12 protein-coding genes and 1 tRNA gene are annotated in these 15,273 nt (G+C 69.0%); 8 read left to right on the forward strand and 5 right to left on the reverse strand.

Going from position 1 to position 15,273, the window contains the following annotated elements:
• Nucleotides 1-174 precede the first annotated feature (174 nt).
• The 6 genes from POF73_RS21650 to POF73_RS21675 all read left to right on the forward strand — a co-directional run bounded on the left by POF73_RS21650 (nt 175) and on the right by POF73_RS21675 (nt 6,773).
• A complete protein-coding gene (locus tag POF73_RS21650; RefSeq protein WP_272117891.1) occupies nt 175-588 on the forward strand; it encodes a hypothetical protein in 414 nt (137 codons plus the stop codon).
• Nucleotides 589-1,078: 490 nt separating this feature from the next.
• A complete protein-coding gene (locus tag POF73_RS21655; RefSeq protein WP_443049583.1) occupies nt 1,079-2,308 on the forward strand; it encodes a branched-chain amino acid ABC transporter substrate-binding protein in 1,230 nt (409 codons plus the stop codon).
• Nucleotides 2,309-2,423: 115 nt separating this feature from the next.
• Nucleotides 2,424-3,353, forward strand: a complete 930-nt coding sequence (locus tag POF73_RS21660; RefSeq protein WP_272117892.1) for a branched-chain amino acid ABC transporter permease — start codon at nt 2,424-2,426, stop codon at nt 3,351-3,353.
• A 5-nt stretch (nt 3,354-3,358) separates the two neighbouring features.
• A complete protein-coding gene (locus POF73_RS21665) occupies nt 3,359-5,188 on the forward strand; it encodes a branched-chain amino acid ABC transporter permease (RefSeq protein ID WP_272117893.1) in 1,830 nt (609 codons plus the stop codon).
• Nucleotides 5,189-5,193: 5 nt separating this feature from the next.
• On the forward strand, nt 5,194-6,060 hold the full coding sequence (locus tag POF73_RS21670) for an ABC transporter ATP-binding protein (RefSeq protein WP_272117894.1): 867 nt from the start codon (nt 5,194-5,196) through the stop codon (nt 6,058-6,060).
• On the forward strand, nt 6,057-6,773 hold the full coding sequence (locus tag POF73_RS21675) for an ABC transporter ATP-binding protein (RefSeq protein ID WP_272117895.1): 717 nt from the start codon (nt 6,057-6,059) through the stop codon (nt 6,771-6,773). Before POF73_RS21670 ends, POF73_RS21675 begins: the two co-directional genes overlap by 4 nt.
• Nucleotides 6,774-6,845: 72 nt before the next feature.
• On the opposite strand, the gene POF73_RS21680 is transcribed toward POF73_RS21675, so the two are convergent.
• A complete protein-coding gene (locus POF73_RS21680) occupies nt 6,846-7,502 on the reverse strand; it encodes an ANTAR domain-containing response regulator (protein WP_272117896.1) in 657 nt (218 codons plus the stop codon).
• Between the two features lie 101 nt (nt 7,503-7,603).
• Here POF73_RS21680 and POF73_RS21685 point away from each other — a divergent pair.
• A tRNA-Leu gene (locus tag POF73_RS21685) sits at nt 7,604-7,678 on the forward strand.
• 94 nt (nt 7,679-7,772) lie between these two features.
• Here POF73_RS21685 and pyk read toward each other — a convergent pair.
• Nucleotides 7,773-9,209, reverse strand: coding sequence for a pyruvate kinase (gene pyk, locus POF73_RS21690; RefSeq protein ID WP_272117897.1), 1,437 nt, complete (start codon nt 9,207-9,209; stop codon nt 7,773-7,775).
• Nucleotides 9,210-9,352: 143 nt separating this feature from the next.
• Nucleotides 9,353-10,069: an SIMPL domain-containing protein gene (locus POF73_RS21695; protein WP_272117898.1), complete on the reverse strand. Its 717-nt coding sequence runs from the start codon at nt 10,067-10,069 to the stop codon at nt 9,353-9,355.
• Nucleotides 10,070-10,219: 150 nt separating this feature from the next.
• On the opposite strand from POF73_RS21695, the gene POF73_RS21700 reads away from it, so the two are divergent.
• Entirely contained in the window at nt 10,220-12,034 is a 1,815-nt protein-coding gene (locus POF73_RS21700; RefSeq protein WP_272117899.1) for a bifunctional metallophosphatase/5'-nucleotidase, read from the forward strand.
• Nucleotides 12,035-12,076: 42 nt separating this feature from the next.
• On the opposite strand, the gene POF73_RS21705 is transcribed toward POF73_RS21700, so the two are convergent.
• Both POF73_RS21705 and POF73_RS21710 read right to left on the reverse strand, forming a co-directional pair.
• Entirely contained in the window at nt 12,077-13,651 is a 1,575-nt protein-coding gene (locus POF73_RS21705) for a lysine N(6)-hydroxylase/L-ornithine N(5)-oxygenase family protein (protein ID WP_272117902.1), read from the reverse strand.
• Entirely contained in the window at nt 13,648-15,075 is a 1,428-nt protein-coding gene (locus POF73_RS21710) for a pyridoxal phosphate-dependent decarboxylase family protein (protein WP_272117904.1), read from the reverse strand. The genes POF73_RS21705 and POF73_RS21710 overlap by 4 nt, the downstream gene beginning before the upstream one ends.
• Nucleotides 15,076-15,273: the final 198 nt, after the last annotated feature.

A 15,273-nucleotide genomic window follows, 5' to 3' on the forward strand; every position in this document is an offset into this window, starting at 1 on the left:
CCACGCCCCGACGACGATGCGTCACGACCGGCCGCCGCACGCCCGTGCGCTCTCGCCCACCCGTGCGCTCTCGCACGCGCGTGACGGCCGGCACCCTCGCGTTGCCGTCGTATCCAACCCCCCTACTTTTCACGGCCGTTGAAACCCGGGCGTCCGGCGGCATACCGTCGGGGCATGACGACGGGAGGAGCCCGCCGCAAGGGGACGGTGCTCGCACTGGCGCTGCTGGCCGCCTGCCTGGCGTCCGGCTGCGGCCGGCCGGGCGCCCATGACGCCACGGGCGGGACCCGGGCGAGCACCAACTCGCCCTCCCCGTCGGCGACTCCACCCGCGCGGCTGTGCACGCAGATCATCGGCTACTGGTCGCGCCGCACGCTGGACGACGACACCTACGGCGACTACCAGTCGATGGGCCTGTCCGACGGCCAGTACGAGATCCTGCGCAAGGTCGTGGACGCCGCCCGGGCGGAACGGACACGCACGGACGCGCAGTCGGCGGAGCGGCTGATAGACCGCCGGGCACGGGAGTTGTGCGAGAAACGGTACCGAAACGGGGAGCCGACCGGAGGGCCGTGGGGGGCCGGATGAAGCAATCCGCATTCCACTTTCCGATGCCATATTCGTGCCCCATACACGAAAAGGGCCGGTGAACGCCGAGCACCTTTCCCGCCGGTAACTGTGCGTAATACGCCTGCAATACAGACCCCCGCCTCCCCCGCGACGCACCCCCTTCCCAGAAGTCCCCAGAAGCGGTCAGGTAGCCTTCGACAACAGCTCCGGTAATCACCAAAACGCGTGAACACTCGTGAATGAGCTACGCGCGAACGCTGCGAGTTCTCACAATGTGGACAGGGCGAATCGGCTGGAAATCCGCTCTTCCCCCCACGGAGTACCGCTCAGGGTTACCCCGTGTCATAACAAGAGCGTCACAGCCTTGGTCCAAGCCTCCTCCATGTTCCCCACACCCGCTTAGAGTCACGGCCAGTCACCGAGCCATCGGATTCGAAGTCACTTCGGCCCAGCGCTCGACTCGGCGCGTTCCATGGGGAGCCGCCGTGCCAGGGAAAGGACCTGATTCGTGCGTCAACGTTCGATCATCGCCATAACCGCCGCGCTCGCGGCGGGATCGCTGACACTCACGGCATGTGGGTCGCGTGACGACGACGGCGGCAGCAGCAACGGCGACAAGACCACAGTTGTGATCGGCGTCGACGCCCCGCTGACCGGCGACCTGTCGGCCCTCGGCCTGGGCATCAAGAACTCCGCCGACCTGGCCGCCAAGACGGCCAACAAGAAGGAGTACGTCAAGGGCGTCGAGTTCAAGATCGAGTCGCTCGACGACCAGGCGCAGCCCTCCGTAGGCCAGCAGAACGCCCAGAAGTTCATCAGCAACAAGGACGTCCTCGGCGTCGTCGGCCCGCTGAACTCCAGCGTCTCGCAGCAGATGCAGAAGCCGTTCAACGACGCCGGCCTCACCCAGGTCTCCCCGGCCAACACCGGTACCGAGCTGACCCAGGGCGACGGCTGGAAGACCGGCGACTCGGTCCGCCAGTTCAAGACGTTCTTCCGTACGGCCACCACGGACGAGATCCAGGGCGCCTTCGCCGCCGACTACCTGTACAACCAGGCGAAGCTCAAGAAGGTCTACCTGATCGACGACCAGAAGACCTACGGCGCCGGCCTCGCCGCGTCCTTCAAGGCGAACTTCACCAAGTTCGGCGGCACCATCGTCGGCAGCGACCACATCAACCCCGACGACCGTGACTTCAACGCCGTGGTCGCCAAGATCAAGAAGACCGGCGCCCAGGCCCTGTACTACGGCGGCGAGTACCCGGCCGCCGGCCCGCTGAGCCAGCAGCTCAAGGACAGCGGCCAGAACATCCCGCTCATGGGCGGCGACGGCATCTACTCCGGCGAGTTCCCGAAGCTGAACAAGAAGGCCGAGGGCGACCTCGCCACCTCCGTGGGCAAGCCGGTCGAGCAGCTCGACTCCGCCAAGACCTTCATCAAGGACTACGAGGCGGCGGGCTACGAGGACGCCTACGAGGCGTACGGCGGCCTCACCTACGACGCCACCTGGGCCATCATCGAGGCCGTCAAGCTGGCGGTCGAGGGCAACGACGGCAAGGTCCCGTCCGACGGCCGCAAGGCGGTCCTGGACGCCATGGCCAAGGTCAAGTTCGACGGCGTCACCGGCACCATCTCCTTCGACGAGTTCGGTGACACCACGAACCACACGATGACCGCGTACAAGGTCAAGAAGAACGCCTGGGCGCCGGAGTTCAGCGGCGAACCCAAGCTCGGCTGACGAAGGACGAGTAAAGAGCCCTCCCCACTCACACATTGATCCAGGCCGCGCGGGAAGCGCCCACCAGCGCTCCCCGCGCGGCGCCATATCCGAACCACTCCACGGAGGCCCTGCGGTGAACGAACTGCCGCAACAGCTGGCCAATGGACTCATCCTCGGCGCGATGTACGGACTCATCGCGATCGGCTACACGATGGTCTACGGCATCGTCCAGCTAATCAACTTCGCCCACGGCGAGATCTTCATGGTCGGGGGCTTCGGGGCCCTCACCGTCTGGTTGGTACTCCCCGACGGCTTCGGCCTCGCCGCCGCCGTCCCGCTGATGATCATCGGCGGCATCCTCGTATCGGTCGCCGTCGGTACGGCGGCGGAACGCTTCGCCTACCGTCCCCTGCGCACCGCGCCACGGCTGGCACCCCTCATCACCGCCATCGGTCTGTCCATCGTCCTCCAGCAGGCCGTATGGATGTGGTACCCGGACGCGAAGAAGGACCACCCCTTCCCGCAGTTCGAAGGCGGCCCCGTCGACATACTCGGCGCCAACATCCAGCGCGGCGACCTCTTCGTGCTCATAGCCGCCCCGCTGTGCATGCTCGCCCTCGGCCTGTTCGTCACCAAGACGCGCTCCGGCCGCGGTATGCAGGCCACCGCCCAGGACCCGGACACGGCCAAGCTGATGGGTATCAACACCGACCGCATCATCGTCATGGCGTTCGCCATCGGTGCCGCGTTCGCCGCCATCGCCGCCGTCGCCTACGGCCTGAAGAACGGCCAGGTCGGCTTCCGCATGGGCTTCCTGATGGGCCTCAAGGCCTTCACCGCAGCCGTCCTCGGCGGCATCGGCAACATCTACGGCGCCATGCTCGGCGGTGTCGTCCTCGGTGTCGCCGAAGCCCTCGCCACCGGCTACATCGGCGACATCCCCGGCATGGAACTCTTCGGCGGCGGCGCCTGGAAGGACGTATGGGCGTTCGCCCTCCTCATCCTCGTCCTCCTGTTCAGGCCACAGGGCCTGCTCGGCGAACGCGTCGCGGATCGGGCGTGATACCCATGACCACCGAGACCCCCATGGACAAGAGCACCGACACCACCAAGGTGTCCACCGCGGAGGCCACCCCGCTCATCCCGCTGCCGCCCACCGCGGCACGCGCGCTGACCGTCGTCGGCTCCGCCGTCGCCCTCATAGGCACCTTCCTCGCCTGGACCTGGACCCAGGAGTTCCCGGGCAACCTCACCGTCACCGGCTACCCCGGCGGCCTCCAGGTCCTCACCCTCGTCGGCTCCGTGCTCACGCTGCTGTTCGCCCTCTCCGGCTACGGCATCCGCGGCCTGCGCTGGCTGACCCCGGGCGGCAAGAGCAGCGCCGTCCTGCTCGCCTCCCTCGGCGTGTTCGGTACCACCGGCTACACGATGGGCGCGATCAGCCAGGAGCTCGGCGGCCTGGTCAACCTGGAGCCCGGCGCCTGGGTCTCCGGCATCGGCGCGCTCGTCGCCGTGATCGGCGCCCTCGGCCTCCCGCTCGACCAGCCCTACAGCGCGGCGGACCCGACCCCGAACCTCTGGGGCCGCATCCGCCACTCGCTCACCGCCCCGGAGCCCGGCCGTGCCAAGGAACTGCCCTCCTGGGCCGAGATCCTGATCATCGCCGCGGGCTTCGGCGTCGGCCTGTACGTCTTCGCGTACGGCATCGGCACCGAGTACTCCGAGCTGTTCATCGGCTTCCTGATCGTCACGGCCTTCGGCTTCACCGCCGTGACCCGGGCGGGCCTCCTCAACCGGCTCTCGGCACTCACCGCCAAGCACCGCAACGTGGCCATGGCGGCGGCCTTCGTCGCGGCGATCTGCTTCCCCTTCACCCAGTCCAACGACCAGTTCGCCCTCATCGGCGCGAACATCCTCATCTTCGCCACGGTCGCCCTGGGCCTCAACGTCGTGGTCGGTCTCGCCGGCCTCCTCGACCTCGGTTACGTCGCCTTCCTCGGCGTCGGCGCCTACGCCGCCGCCCTGGTCTCCGGCTCCCCGCAGTCGAGCATCGGCGTCCACTTCCCGTTCTGGGCGGCCGTCCTCACGGGCGCCGCCGCCTCGCTGATCTTCGGCGTGGTGATCGGTGCCCCGACCCTGCGACTGCGCGGCGACTACCTCGCCATCGTGACGCTCGGCTTCGGTGAGATCTTCCGCATCACCATGAACAACCTGAACGGCAACAGCGGACCGGACGTCACCAACGGCTCCAACGGCATCCCCAACATCCCGGACCTGGAGATCTTCGGGTTCAACCTCGGGCTGCCGCACGACGTCCTGGGCACCGAGCTCACCCGCTCCGGCAACTACTACCTGCTGATGCTGCTGTGCACGGCGATCGTCGTCATGGTCTTCCGCCGCTCGGCGGAGTCCCGCATCGGCCGCGCGTGGGTCGCCATCCGCGAGGACGAGACCGCCGCGACCGCGATGGGCATCAACGGCTTCCGTCTGAAGCTCCTCGCCTTCGCGCTCGGCGCCTCCCTCGCCGGCCTCGCCGGCACCGTGCAGTCGCACGTGTCGTACAGCGTCACCCCCGAGCAGTACCAGTTCGCCGGCTCCGTGCCGCCGAACTCGGCCTTCCTGCTCGCCGCCGTCATCCTCGGCGGTATGGGCACCATCAGCGGCCCGCTGATCGGCGCCGCGCTGCTCTACCTGATCCCGGCCAAGCTCCAGTTCATGGCGGAGTACCAGCTGCTGCTCTTCGGCATCGCGCTGATGCTGCTGATGCGCTTCCGCCCCGAGGGCCTGGTCGCCGACCGCAGGAAGCAGCTCGAATTCCACGAGACCGGACAGCTCGACGTACCGGAGGACAAGCCATTGCCCGAAGGCGCGACCGGCGTCGCGAAGGCAGGGGCGTGACCGCCATGACCACCACCACGACCGCACCCACCAGCACCACGGTGCTCGACGCGACCGGTGTCACGATGCGCTTCGGCGGTCTGACCGCCGTGCGCGACGTGGACCTCAAGGTGAACACCGGCGAGATCGTCGGCCTCATCGGCCCCAACGGCGCCGGCAAGACGACCTTCTTCAACTGCCTCACCGGCCTGTACGTCCCGACCGAGGGCAAGGTCGCCTACAAGGGCACCGTCCTGCCGCCCAAGCCGCACCTGGTCACCCAGGCCGGCATCGCCCGTACGTTCCAGAACATCCGGCTCTTCGCCAACATGACCGTTCTGGAGAACGTGCTGGTCGGACGGCACACCCGGACCAAGGAAGGCCTCTGGTCGGCCCTCCTGCGCCTGCCGGGCTTCAAGAAGGCCGAGGACGAGTCCCGCGCCCGGGCCATGGAACTCCTGGAGTTCACCGGTCTCGCCGCCAAGGCGGACCACCTCGCCCGCAACCTGCCCTACGGCGAGCAGCGCAAGCTGGAGATCGCCCGGGCGCTGGCGAGCGAGCCCGGTCTGCTCCTCCTCGACGAGCCGACCGCCGGTATGAACCCGCAGGAGACCCGCGCGGCCGAAGAGATCATCTTCGCCATCCGGGACAAGGGCATCGCCGTCCTCGTCATCGAGCACGACATCCGGTTCATCATGAACCTCTGCGACCGGGTCGCCGTGCTGGTCCAGGGCGAGAAGATCGTCGAGGGCCCCGCCGAGGTCGTCCAGGCCGACGAGCGCGTCATCGCCGCCTACCTGGGCACGCCCTTCGAGGGCGAGCCCGGCACCGCGGAGGCCGCCGAGGTCGAGGCCGCCGAGGCGCAGAGCACCACGGAAGGAGACGACAAGTGACCGCACTGCTGGAGGTCGAGGACCTCAGGGTCGCCTACGGCAAGATCGAGGCAGTCAAGGGCATCTCCTTCAAGGTGAACGCGGGCGAGGTCGTCACCCTGATCGGCACCAACGGCGCCGGCAAGACGACCACCCTGCGCACCCTGTCCGGCCTCCTTCAGCCGCTGTCAGGCCACATCCGGTTCGACGGCAAGTCGCTGAAGAAGGTCCCCGCCCACAAGGTCGTCTCGCTGGGGCTCGCCCACTCCCCCGAGGGGCGGCACATCTTCCCCCGCATGACGATCGAGGACAACCTCCGCCTCGGCGCGTTCCTGCGCACCGACAAGGAGGGCATCGAGAAGGACATCCAGCGCGCCTACGACCTGTTCCCCATCCTCGGGGAGCGGCGGAAGCAGGCCGCGGGCACCCTGTCCGGCGGTGAGCAGCAGATGCTCGCCATGGGACGGGCGCTGATGTCCCGGCCGAAGCTGCTCATGCTCGACGAGCCCAGCATGGGTCTCTCCCCGATCATGATGCAGAAGATCATGTCCACCATCAAGGAGCTCAAGTCCCAGGGCACCACCATTCTGCTCATCGAGCAGAACGCCCAGGCCGCGCTCTCCCTGGCCGACCACGGCCATGTGATGGAGGTCGGCAAGATCGTCCTCTCCGGCTCCGGGCAGGACCTGCTGCACGACGAGTCCGTGCGGAAGGCCTACCTGGGCGAGGACTGATCGCCCCGCGTATACGAGTGAGGCCCGCGTCCCCTGCCGGGGGCGCGGGCCTCACTCATGGGCTCGTGCGCGTCAGCCCTTGGCGGCCTTCTTCTCCTCGGCGTCCTGGATGACGGCCTCGGCGACCTGCTGCATCGACATCCGGCGGTCCATGGAGGTCTTCTGGATCCACCGGAAGGCGGCCGGCTCGGTCAGCCCGTACTCGGTCTGGAGAACGGACTTCGCCCGGTCGACGAGCTTGCGCGTCTCCAGGCGCTGGGAGAGGTCGGCGACCTCCTTCTCCAGTTCCTTCAGCTCGGTGAACCGCGAGACGGCCATCTCGATCGCCGGCACGACGTCGCTCTTGCTGAACGGCTTGACCAGGTAGGCCATGGCACCGGCGTCCCGGGCCCGCTCGACCAGATCCCGCTGCGAGAACGCGGTCAGCATCAGCACGGGCGCGATGCCGTCCTCGGCGATCTTCTCGGCCGCCGAAATACCGTCCAGCTTCGGCATCTTCACATCGAGGATCACGAGGTCCGGCTGGTGCTCACGGGCCAGCTCCACGGCCTGCTCACCGTCACCGGCCTCGCCGACGACGGTGTACCCCTCTTCTTCGAGCATCTCTTTGAGATCGAGCCGGATCAGGGCCTCGTCCTCGGCGATGACGACACGGGTCGTCAGCGGAGGCACGTGCGACTTGTCGTCGTCGGGCGCGTCTACGGGCTGGGGCGACTCGGGGGCGGTCACGGGGGCTCCTCGTTCAGGGGCAGGGGTGCTGCTCCCAAGAGCCTACCTAGCTACGGTATGGTGGACGCGCGGAGGGTCGGGGGAAACCTTGGATTCTTCGAGCCCCGGTAGCCCAATTGGCAGCAGGCAACGGATTCAAAACCCGTACAGTGTCGGTTCGAGTCCGACCCGGGGCACTTTTCCTTCGATTTCAAGGTCAGCCTCTTTGATTTCTGAAGTCGATAAACGGGCCCCTCCGGTGGAGGGGCCCGTTGGCTTTTCCGGTGTTTTCTACTTGGGGCTGTCGTCCTCGCCGATGTGGTGGACGCGGACCATGTTCGTCGAACCGGAAACCCCGGGCGGCGATCCGGCGGTGATGACGACCGTATCGCCCTTCTTGCAGCGGCCGTACTTCAGCAACAGCTCGTCCACCTGGTCGACCATCGCGTCCGTCGAGTCCACGTGCGGGCCCAGGAACGTCTCCACACCCCAGGTCAGATTCAGCTGGGAGCGCGTGGCCGGTTCCGGGGTGAAGGCCAGCAGCGGGATCGGGGAGCGGTAGCGGGACAGACGGCGGGCCGTGTCGCCGGACTGGGTGAAGGCGACCAGGAACCTCGCGCCCAGGAAGTCGCCGATCTCGGCCGCCGCGCGGGCCACCGCGCCGGGCTGGGTACGGGGCTTGTTGCGTTCGGTCAGGGGCGGCAGGCCCTTGGCGAGGAGGTCCTCCTCGGCGGCCTCGACGATCTTCGCCATCGTCCGGACCGTCTCGATGGGGTACTTGCCGACGCTCGTCTCGCCGGACAGCATCACCGCGTCCGTACCGTCGATGACCGCGTTCGCGACGTCGCTCGCCTCCGCCCTCGTCGGGCGCGAGTTGTCGATCATCGAGTCGAGCATCTGCGTCGCCACGATCACCGGCTTGGCGTTGCGCCTGGCCAGCTTGATCGCGCGCTTCTGGACGATCGGGACCTGCTCCAGCGGCATCTCCACGCCCAGGTCCCCGCGCGCCACCATGATGCCGTCGAACGCGGCCACGATGTCGTCGATCGCGTCCACCGCCTGCGGCTTCTCCACCTTGGCGATGACGGGGAGGCGGCGGCCCTCCTCGTCCATGATGCGGTGGACGTCCTCGATGTCCCGGCCGGACCGGACGAAGGACAGCGCGATGACGTCGCAGCCGGTGCGAAGCGCCCAGCGCAGGTCCTCCTCGTCCTTCTCCGAGAGGGCGGGGACCGACACCGCGACTCCCGGCAGGTTCAGGCCCTTGTTGTCGGAGACCATGCCGCCTTCGACGACGGTGGTGTGGACGCGGGGTCCGTCGACGGAGGTGACCTCCAGACAGACCTTGCCGTCGTCGACGAGGATGCGTTCGCCGGGCGTGACGTCGGCGGCGAGGCCGGAGTAGGTGGTTCCGCAGATGTCGCGGTCGCCCTGGACCTCCTCCTCGACGCTGATGGTGAAGGTGTCCCCGCGTTCAAGGAGTACGGGTCCTTCGGTGAATCGGCCGAGGCGGATCTTCGGGCCTTGAAGGTCGGCGAGGACGCCGACGCTGCGGCCGGTCTCGTCGGAGGCCTTCCGCACGCGCTGGTAGCGCTCCTCGTGATCGGCGTGGCTGCCGTGGCTGAGGTTGAATCGGGCGACGTCCATTCCGGCGTCGACCAGTGCCTTTATCTGGTCGTACGAGTCGGTGGCGGGACCCAGGGTGCAGACGATTTTCGCTCGGCGCATGTTTCGACTCTATGACTTACCGGCGGGTAGAGAATTGGTCCGGCATGACTACTCAACAACCTTTGCGTGAAGGGTTATTGACAAGTGTTGAATTGTGCGGCGGGGTGCTCCGATGAGCGTTCGAAGCACCCCGAACAGGTTGCTCACAGCTGCGGCGGCGCCATGGTGAATCGCGCGTTCACCTGCGCGTGGACCCGCTGCCGCTCGGGTTCGAGGTCGAGGGGCGCGGCCGCGGACTCCTCGGCGGCGCCGTAGGCCATGGAGCGCATCCGTCCGCCGGGCGCCGGCGGATAGGGCGGCGCGGCGTTCTCCGCGCCGATGTCGGCGAGTTCCACCAGCGCGGCCAGGGACGTCCCCAGCGCTTCCGCGTACTCCCGCGCACGCTGCACCGCTTCCCGTACGGCCTGCTGCCGTGCTTCCCGGTGGGCCGGCGAGTCGGGGCGCAGGGCCCACCAGGGGCCGTCCACGCGCGTGAGCTCCAAGTCGGCCAGACGCGTGGTGAGTTCACCGAGCGCAGTGAAGTCCGTGAGCACGGCGGTGATGTGGACGCGGCCGTGGTAGGCGTGGACGCGTTCGCCGCGGCCCTTGTCCCTGAGCTCGGGGCTGATGGAGAAGGCTCCGGTCTCCAGGCGCTCGACCGCGTCGCCGTAGGTCTTGACCAGGTCCAGGACGGTGGTGTTGCGGCGGGTGAGGTCGTCCAGGGCGGCTCGGCGGTCCTTGCCGCGGGAGGCCACGGTGATGCCGATGCGGGCGATCTCGGGGTCGACTTCGAGGCGCGCCTCGCCACGGACGGCGATGCGGGGGGCGTCGGGTGTGCCGTAGGGGACGGCGGGTTGGGGTTCCTCTGCAGGGGCGGTCATACGTCCCACTCTGTCATCGCTTGCTGGGTTACGACCGCCGTCGGTCATCAGATCGAAACCTTAGGGGTCTGTTCCGAGTCGGCATGACCAGGTCAGAATCTACGCGCGTTATCTACGCGCGTTGTGACCATTCGCCTGGGAGATGCACTCATGCCGTTCGACCGCAGGAAGTTCCTGAAGCAGTCCGCCGTGACCGGGGCGGGGGTGGCGCTGGCCGGTGCGGCGGCTCCGGCGGCGGAGGCGGCAGCGGCGGTGGACGCCACTGCGGCGCGGAAGAAGCCCGGCAAGCGGTACTCGCTCACGGTGATGGGCACGACCGACCTGCACGGCAACATCTTCAACTGGGACTACTTCAAGGACACGGAGTACTCGGACGCCAAGGGCAACGCGAAGGGCCTGGCGCGGATCTCGACGCTGGTGAACCAGGTCCGCGAGGAGAAGGGCCGCTGCAACACGCTGCTCATCGACGCGGGCGACACGATCCAGGGCACCCCGCTGACGTACTACTACGCGAAGGTCGACCCGATCACCGCCCCGGGCGGTCCGGTCCACCCGATGGCCGCGGCGATGAACGCCATCGGGTACGACGCGGTGGCCCTCGGCAACCACGAGTTCAACTACGGCATCGAGACGCTGCGCAAGTTCGAGGACCAGTGCGACTTCCCGCTGCTGGGTGCGAACGCGCTGGACGCGAAGACGCTGAAGCCCGCCTTCCCGCCGTACTTCATCAAGAAGTTCCGGGTGCCCGGCGCCCCGCCGGTGAAGGTCGCCGTGCTCGGTCTGACCAACCCGGGGATCGCGATCTGGGACAAGGCGTACGTCGACGGCAAGCTGGTGTTCCCGGGGCTGGAGGAGCAGGCCGCGAAGTGGGTGCCGAAGCTGCGGTCGATGGGCGCGGACGTGGTGATCGTGTCGGCGCACTCGGGTTCGTCGGGCACGTCGTCCTACGGTGACTCGCTGCCCTACATCGAGAACTCCTCGGCGCTGGTGGCCCAGCAGGTGCCGGGCATCGACGCGATCCTCGTCGGGCACGCGCACACGGAGATCGCGGAACTGCTGGTCACGAACGAGAAGACGGGCAAGACGGTCGTGCTGTCGGAGCCCCTGTGCTTCGCGCAGCGGCTGACCCTGTTCGACTTCGAGCTGGCCTTCGTCAAGGGCCGCTGGAAGGTCGAGTCGGTGAAGGCGACGGTGCGCGACTCGAAGACGGTCGCCGACGACCCGAAGATCACCAAGCTGCTGAAGGACGACCACGACATCGTCGTGGAGTACGTCAACCAGGTCGTCGGCACGGCGACCGAGAAGCTCACCACGGTCGAGGCCCGCTACAAGGACGCCCCGATCATCGACCTGATCACCAAGGTCCAGGAGGACGTGGTGAAGGCGGCGCTGGCGGGCACCGAGCACGCCGCACTGCCCGTCATCTCCCAGGCCTCCCCCTTCTCCCGCACCTCGGAGATCCCGGCCGGCAAGGTGACGATCCGGGATCTGTCGAGCCTGTACGTGTACGACAACACGCTGGTCGCGAAGCTGATGACGGGCGCGCAGATCAAGGCGTACCTGGAGTATTCGGCGCAGTACTTCGTGCAGACGGCGCCGGACGCGGCGGTCGACGTCGAGAAGCTGACGAACGCGAACAGCCGCCCGGACTACAACTACGACTACGTCTCGGGGCTGTCGTACGAGATCGACATCGCCCAGGCGGCCGGTTCGCGGATCAAGAACCTGACCTACAACGGTGCCGCGCTGGACGACGCGCAGAAGTTCGTGTTCGCGGTGAACAACTACCGGGCCAACGGCGGCGGCGCGTTCCCGCATGTGGCGGCGGCGCAGGAGCTGTGGTCGGAGTCGACGGAGATCCGCACCCGGATCGCGGAGTGGGTGACCGCGAAGGGCGTGCTGGACCCGAAGGACTTCGCGTCGGTGGACTGGAAGCTCACGCGGAACGGCACGCCGGTGTTCTAGGGCCGTAGCTGTTGTTACCCGTAGCTGTTGTTACCGGGAGCCTCAGATCCCGTCCATGAGCGGTGTCAGTGCCTTCGGGCGACGCGCGGACGGGATCCGGGGCTCCTGCTGTTGCAGGCCGAAGCTGGTGAAGGCGGTCCGGGTGGGGAGCGGGTAGGGCTCCTTGCCGGTGAGGCAGTTGAGGATGCCGGCGCTGCGCCAGGCCGCGAGGCCCAGGTCGGGGGTGCCGATGCCGTGGGTGTGGCGTTCGGCGTTCTGGACGTAGACGTTGCAGCCGGACGCGGTGACGGTCGGGTCCAGGACCATGCGGTACTGGTCGTCGATGCGGGGGCGTTCCTGGCTGTCGCGGCGCATGTAGGGATCGAGGCCGGCGAGGAGACAGTCCAGGGAGCGCTCGCGGTAGCCGGTGGCCAGGACGACCGCGTCGGTGGTGAGGCGCGAGCGGGTGTTCTGGTGGACGTGCTCCAGGTGGAGTTCGACCTTGGTGGTGGCGATCCGGCCCCCGGTGCGGACCCGGACGCCGGGGGTGAGGACGACGTCGGGCCAGCCGCCGTGCAGGGTGCGGCGGTAGAGCTCGTCGTGGATCGCGGCGAGGGTGTCGGCGTCGATGCCCTTGTGAAGCTGCCACTGCGACGCCAGGAGCTGGTCGCGGACCGGTTCGGTCAGGGAGTGGAAGTAGCGGGTGTAGTCGGGGGTGAAGTGCTCCAGGCCGAGCTTGGAGTACTCCATGGGCGCGAACGCCCCGGTGCGGCCGAGCCAGTGGATGCGCTCGCGCCCGGCGGGGCGGCGCCGCAGCAGGTCCAGGAAGACCTCGGCGCCGGACTGTCCCGACCCGATGACGGTGATGTGGTCGGCGGCGAGCAGGGTCTCGCGGTGGCCGAGGTAGTCGGCGGCATGGATGACGGGGACGGCCGGTGCCTCGACCAGGGGCTTGAGCGGGTCGGGGACGTAGGGCTCGGTGCCGATGCCCAGGACGATGTTCCGGGTGTAGGTACGGCCGAGGGCCTCGGCGTCCCCGTCCGGGCCGAGCTGGGTGAAGTCGACCTCGAAGACGTCGTGTTCGGGGTTGAAGCGGACCGCGTCGACCTGGTGGCCGAAGCGCAGTCCGGGGAGGTTCTCGCAGACCCAGCGGCAGTAGGCGTCGTACTCGGCACGCTGGATGTGGAAGCGCTCGGCGAAGTAGAAGGGGAAGAGCCGGTCGCGGCTCTTGAGGTAGCTGAGGAAGGACCAGGGGCTGGCGGGGTCGGCGAGCGAGACCAGGTCGGCGAGGAAGGGCACCTGGAGGCGGGCGCCGTCGATGAGCAGTCCGGGGTGCCAGGAGAAGGCGGGGCGCTGTTCGTAGAAGACGGCGTCGAGTTCGGCGAGGGGGTGGGCGAGGGCGGCCAGGGAGAGGTTGAAGGGGCCGATGCCGATGCCCACGAGGTCGCGGGGGACGTCGGGGTCGTGCTGCGGGGGGTTGGGCGGCTTGGAGGTGGTCTGCGCGGGGATGGAGCGCGGGGATGCCCCGGGGGCCGGGTGAGAGCCGGTGTCGAGGCCCGCCTGGGTGCTCGTGTGGGAGCAGGTGCGGGGGGCCGTGTGGGGGCCGTTGTGGGGGTTCGTCTGGGGGCTCGGGCTCATCGGGGCGTGTTTCCTTCCACCAGTTTCAGGAGGGCGGCCAGGTCGTCCGGGCGCGTGTGGGGGTTGAGGAGCGTGGCCTTGAGCCACCGGCGCCCGTCTATCCGGGCCCGGCCGAGGACGGCGCGACCGTCGGTGAGGAGCCTTCGGCGTACGGCGGCGACGGCGTCGTCGGTGGCGTGCGCGGGCCGGAACAGGACCGTGCTGATGGTGGGCGGGCGGTAGAGCTCGAACCCGGGGTGGTCGTGGACGAGGGCGGCGAACTCGCCCGCCCTGTCGCAGACCTGCTCGACGAGCCGGCCGAGGCCGCTGCGGCCCAGGCCCTTGAGGGTGACGGCGATCTTGAGGACGTCGGGCCGGCGGCTGGTGCGCAGCGAGCGGCCGAGCAGGTCGGGCAGGCCGGCCTCGGTGTCGTCCTCGGCGTTGAGGTAGTCGGCGCGGTGGTGGAGTACGGCGAGGTCGTGCGGGTCCCGGACGGCGAGGAGGCCCGCGGCGACGGGCTGCCAGCCCAGCTTGTGCAGGTCGAGGGTGACGGTGTCGGCGGCGTCGAGGCCGGTGAGCCGGTCGCGGTACCGGTCGCTGAGCAGGAGGGCTCCGCCGTAGGCGGCGTCGACGTGCAGACGGGCGCCGTGGGCGGCACACAGGGCGGCGATCTCCGGAAGGGGGTCGATGAGCCCGGCGTCGGTGGTGCCCGCGGTGGCGGCGACCACCAGGGAGCCGCGCGGGCCGGGCCCGTGGCGGAGCTCCTGGTCGGCATGGTGGGTGAGAGCCTCGTCGAGGGCGGCGAGGTCGAGCGTGCCTCCCGGGGCGGGTACGACGACGGGCTCGGGCAGGCCGAGCAGCCAGGCGGCGCGGGGCAGCGAGTGATGGGCGTTGGCGCCATGCACGAGCCGGACTCCGGCGCCGTGTGCCTCGCGGGCGAGGAGGAGGGCGAGTTGGTTGGACTCGGTGCCGCCGGTGGTGATCAGGGCGGCGGGGCCCGAGCCGCCGGCGCGGCCCCGCCTCGTGCCCCCGAACACCTCCCCCGCCAGTGCCTCCGTCACCAACGCCTCCAGCTCCGAGGCGGCCGGCGCCTGGTCCCAGGAGTCCAGGGAGGGGTTCAGGATCGAGGTGGCGAGGTCGGCGGCGCCGGCCAGGGCGAGGGGCGGGCAGTGGAGGTGGGCGGCGCAGAGGGGGTCGGCGGGGTCGGCGGCGCCCTCGGCGAGGGCGCGGACCAGACGGTGCAGGGCGCCCGGGTCGCCCTGGTCCGGCAGTACGTCCCCGACGGCGGCCCGCACACGCGCGGCGACCGCGTCCGGGCCGCCCGAGGGCAAGGGGCCTCCGCGGGCCCGGGCGCCCTCGTCCAGCGCGTCGAGCACGGTGTCGAGCAACGGCCGCAGGGCGTGGGGACCTTCAGGACCTGAAGCGAGCGACGACGGCGTGCTCATCGCGTCCTCCCGGGCGCTGGGGCAGAAGGACTCCCAGCTTGTACCCGGATGCGTGGTCACGCCCGAAAAGCCCAACGATCGGAACCCGAAAGGGGGTACTTGCGTGCGGGGAAAGCGTGTCGGGGGGGCCTGCGCGGGGTGGTGGAGTACGGGGCTCCGGAGACGAGGGACCATGTCTGTGTACGGCCGCCGGGGGGG

Origin of the sequence: Streptomyces sp. HD (assembly GCF_028369295.1) — a bacterium.
In the GTDB taxonomy this organism is placed as follows: Bacteria; Actinomycetota; Actinomycetes; order Streptomycetales; family Streptomycetaceae; genus Streptomyces.